Origin of the sequence: Imperialibacter sp. (assembly GCF_040222815.1) — a bacterium.
Taxonomy (GTDB): Bacteria; Bacteroidota; Bacteroidia; order Cytophagales; family Cyclobacteriaceae; genus Imperialibacter.
Genome location: NZ_JAVKCH010000038.1, coordinates 1 through 5,085, shown reverse-complemented (window position 1 = coordinate 5,085; position 5,085 = coordinate 1). Strand labels below are relative to the sequence as shown.

At 44.9% G+C, this 5,085-nt stretch carries 2 protein-coding genes; both read right to left on the bottom strand.

The genetic code is table 11. The features are described from left to right. On the bottom strand, window positions 1–3,792 hold a 3,792-nt coding region (locus RIF36_RS18750; RefSeq protein WP_350127126.1), incomplete at its 3' end, for a hypothetical protein. A gap of 509 nt (window positions 3,793–4,301) precedes the next feature. After that, window positions 4,302–5,085 (bottom strand): T9SS type A sorting domain-containing protein (locus RIF36_RS18745; RefSeq protein WP_350127123.1); only part of this gene is annotated, 784 nt, incomplete at its 5' end.

Below are 5,085 nucleotides of genomic sequence, written 5' to 3'. Positions count from 1 at the left end.
AGGCTTGGAGCTGGTTAGCGTCACCGGTAAGCCCGAGCTTGACGAGGCAGCCAGCTCAAATGTGTCATCCCCAAAAGTTTTGCCTTCTGGTGCTTCAAAGGTTATGGTTTGAACGCCTTTAGATATGGTAAGCAGCCTGGTTACAGATGTAGCAGCATCGTAATTGTCGTTGCCAGCCTGGGAGGCCGAAATATTGACATTTCCAGACTTGACGATGGTCACTGTATTGCCAGCAATGGTAGCCACACTTTCGTTGGACGAAGTAAATATCACAGGCTGGCCGGAGGCGCCTCCTGTTGCCGTTAATTCGACTGCCGAGCCAAATGTCGTAGGTGCCAGGGACTCAAAGGATATAGTTTGGGGCGCTTTTTTAATGGTAATGCTAAATGCCTGACTGGCAGCATCAAAGTAGTCATTTCCAGCTACTGATGCGGTAACCGACACTACGCCGGCCTTAAGGATAGTGGCTGTGGTTCCGGATATTGAAAGAACCGTAGCATCTCCACTGGCAAATGTCACCGGGTTTCCCGAGGTGCTGGTGGCGCTTAACTCAAAGGGGTCATCATCAATTCGGTACGTGTTAGCGCTATTGAAGGCAATGCTTTGCCCGCCAACGACAATATCTACTTCTTTTGTAGCAGGGTCGGCGGCATGGAAGTATGCATTGCCGCCCTGCGTAGCGGTGATTGTAATGGTGCCAAACTTCTTAGTAACTAGGTTTCCATCCACAAATTCGGCCACTGTTTTGTCAGACGAGGAGAGAGTGACAGGAAGCCCGGATGTCGCTTCGATGTCTAAGGCGATCGGAGTGTTCTTATACAGTATTTTTGAAGGGACTTGTAGCTTGATAGTCTGTTCAAAATCTGTACCCACCCCTTCCAGATTGACGGTGCCGGGGGAACTGGAACCAACCAGGGCTGGCAGTTCTATATAGGCTTCCCTTACATCACCGGTCGTCGGTTTAAACCGGATATCGATATCAAAGCTTTCACCGGGCCTGAGCATAGACGGTAGGCTGCCCGACACGATGATGAAATCTTTAGCAGCATCTCCCATCACAGCCAACGTACTTCCTTGAGGAAATGACCAGTCCACAAAGCCCCCGTTTTCTATGGTGACGGTCTCAATGCCAGACTGGTTTCCTTCAGAAAGGGTGCCAAAGTTGATGGTTTCTCCAGATTCAAGCGGGTCGGAATCGTAAATAACTGTGGCGACAGGTTTGAAAAGGCTGAGTTTCCATAGTGAGATGACATAGTCGGAATAGTCATATGAGTTGAAAACAAGATCATCTCCGAAAGCAGTAAAATTTTTGACATCAGCATAGGGGGTCAGAAATGCTTCGTCGTAAAGGTTTATTACTTCTTCATCGATATCAGACCCATTTGTCATGTAGAAAAAAGAAAACCCATAGTTGTAGTAGATATAATTACCTTTTGCAAAAAAGCCGTATGCTTGCGCACCGCCAGTTTTAAGTGTAGTCTGCAATCCCTCATTATCTATAAAGTAGTAATCGTAGTAGCCTGTAGAATTGTTATAATCTACGTAGAGAAGGCCTCTGTCAGATTGAATGGCAGGTATCGAATAATACGAATAGCCTAAATCCAGAATTTCCTCAGTGCCGTCTGCTGTGCCATCAGTTTTCCATAAAGCATAGTATCGATAGTCGTAGTCTTCGAGAAAATATACTTCATTACCTACATGAAAAAACGATACGGCATTAACTGTTTCAATAACCCTGGTGTTTTGAGGAGTCCCATCTGTCACCCACAACTGAGTGGAGCCATTTGTCTCCGCCGTAAAGTAGAGCCTGTCGCCGGCGACGAAGAAGTTTTCCGGGTATGAGCCGTCACTTCCCGGCTCCAGATCAAAAAACAATGTGGTGCCCTCCTCGGTCAGGTCAGTTATCCATAGCTCTCTTCCCGATGTATTATCGTTTGCGGCGAAAAAGTACTTATTTTTAAAGAAGGTAATAGGCAAGTCTTTGGAACTGTTCGTTTCAACTGAGCTGCCGTACCCGGGGGCAATATTGGCTACTTGATAGGTGCCATCGGAAGTTCCGTCTTCGGACACCCAAAGCTCATAACCTTCACCATATCCGGCAAAGAATAATTTGCCATTAACCTTCGTCAGGCCATAGGTATAAAGGTATATATCGTCCTTTACCTGGCTAATGGTTCCATCACCTGCCAATTTGGTGAGCCCTTGCTGAAAGGATCCATCATTATTTAATTGGGAGCCATAAAAGTATATATCGTTGTTAAGATCTGCTATTCCTCCTTGAGTCTCAAAAGTTACCTCTTCTCCCTCCAGCGGGCTTGTTAGTTGCGCCTCCCCAGGGCTTAATTGATAGAGATTAGGAACCCCATTGCCGTAATAGGAAGTTTGAGCATACAGCTTATCCTCCGTCGCTATCATCTTGAACATGGAAATGCTTTGCGGAGCTGTGTTGGTATCTTCCAATAGACTGGTGCCCGAGCTAGTTCCGTCGCTCACCCAAACTTCCTGACCCGTTTCAGGATTTCTGGCTCGAAAAAAAACCTTACCTAGCATGTTGCTTTCAAAGAGCCTGTTTGTGTTATACAATGAAGAAAAGGGGCCAGGATAGATATCTTTTAAAAGTCCCGTTCCGCTTTCAGTTCCATCGGTCACCCAAAGTTCGTTTCCCGTATCCGGAGAATATATAGCAAAGACTAACTTATCGCCGGCAAAGCCATTCAAAGATCCCTGGTAGTATTCATTGTTTGCAAAAGTCACTATCATTTCAGCACTACCGCTTGAAACGTCAAGTTTCCAGATCCTATAAGGGGAGACTGAGTCTATAAAATATGCATCAGAACCATTTGAAGCAAAAAATGAAATAGCATAAGGATGACTTGCAACCGTTACAGACTGATTTTGCGCTTCTCTGTATCTGTTAAAGTTGATAGTGCCATCTGAATATGTAGAATAATATACTTCTCCATCGATGTCAAATACGTATGAGATGTTGGAAGATTCGCTTTGGGCAATCATATTGGTCCCCTCTGGTGTTCCGTCCGACTTAAATATTTGGTAAAGGTTATTGGAACCTCTAATCGTGTAATAGAAATAGTTCCCAGTAGAAGCACCCGTCATATAATAGGTATGAACACCATCGTTGGAGATTTTTTTCGTCCCGTCAAGAGTGCCATCAGTGGCCCATACCTGATTGTTGTTTAGTGAAATGAATGTAAGGTTTCCGTTTGAAAAATATTTGATACTGGAATAGCTGCCACTAATAATTTTAAAAGTTCCACCTTCTGTTCCATCAGTTACCCAAATGTCATACCCGTTACCATCATATGACCTGAAATAAACTTTATCCCCAGCGCTAAACACATCATATGTATAGGCATAGCCCGATGGATTAATGTCTTTTATAAAAGTGACAGACCCATCCGCTGGATCTAACAACGCAGGCTCTCCCGCATAGGAATAAAAGTAGAACCTGTCAATAAACAATTTATCGCCAAGGGGCGCTATATAGTTAACGGTGTTTGAATACCCGTCGCCACTTACAGGGGTAATTTCAGTTCTGTTCAGGCTCTGGTCGATTTCGATGATTTTAGTGCCTTGAGCATAATAAGCCTTGCCGTTTAAGTCAGCGATATCATAAAGGTAACCGCCATCACCGGTGCCTGAATTTGGTGTTTCGATCCTCGTCAGTTCGGGCTGGGAAAATGCTTCGAGTGAGACAACAAACAGTAGTGAAGCCGTCACCAAAATAACTTTAATGCCCCCTCGAAGGCTTGTTGATGTAAAAGAACGTGTCATTTTAAGCTTGTTTTACGTGTTCATGATGAATTTCATAAAGGCGATCCACCAGTAGTTCACTTCAGGTTAGTAGATAGCTACTTTTTTAAATCTCTGAGACACATATCCTTCCCTAAAAATGCGCTCAGAAGCCTATTCCACTCTATAACATTTTGTTAAAAATGGGCTTAAATCTGAAATGAGGTCAGCAAAATAGAATTTAGTTTATAATGAGCAAAGTTTTACTTCTAAAATATGTGAGCTCAATGCCACGAACTACCAGCTATTGTTATGGGCTAGGTCTTTAAAAAGGCTGCCGTAAGATATTTGTTGCACAGAATACCCTGTAATTATGGGCTATGCTGTACTTCCCTGAAATATTAATTATTTGAGTTTGCGCAAATGCCTTGTCACTTCCAAAGCTTTTGAAGGGCAAAGGGAGGATGTTCTCTTATTTTTTGCAAACGAATTCTAGTAAAAATAGGCCAGTTTACCGGCCCTTTTTTACTCAATCATGTTGTTGTGTGGTTTTAGTTTTTAATTACCCGGAAGACTTCAGCGTAACTTTCACCGCTGATGTTGAGCAGGTACACGCCGGGGCCAATATCTTCGACGATGATCTTCGTTTTGGCCTGGTTCAGTTGCAAGTCGCCATGTTTCACCACTTGCCCACTTATCTGCGTGAGGCGATAGCTGGCTTTGGTAATATTGTCAGGCAGCTTAACCTCAATATAGCTCTGTGCCGGATTGGGGTACACCTGCACTTTATCAGCTAAGTCGTCACCAACACCTGTTACGGCCGGGGCTACTACCAGCGTATGGCTTACATCCTCTGCGGCCAGGTAATTGGCGTTCCCAGTTTGCCTGGCGGTAATTTCTACTTCGCCGGCTGCCAGCACCTCAAGGGTAGTTCCGGTTACTTTGGCAATATCAGGATTGCTCGACACAAAGGTTACTGCCAGGCCAGAGCTTGCCTGTGCTACAAGTTCGATTGAGCCAGCGTCAGACGCTCCGTCAGGCACATCAAAAGTGATGGTTTGGGCGGCTTTGCTAATCGTTAGCACTTGCTCCACACTTGCTGCCGAGCTATAATTATCATTTCCGGGCTGGCTTGCTTTCAGTGTTACTGTTCCGGCACCCAGTATGGTCACAGTCGATCCTTCGATCATAGCGACGCCAGGCTTGGAGCTGGTTAGCGTCACCGGTAAGCCCGAGCTTGACGAGGCAGCCAGCTCAAATGTGTCATCCCCAAAAGTTTTGCCTTCTGGTGCTTCAAAGGTTATGGTTTGAACGCCTTTAGATATGGTAAGCAGC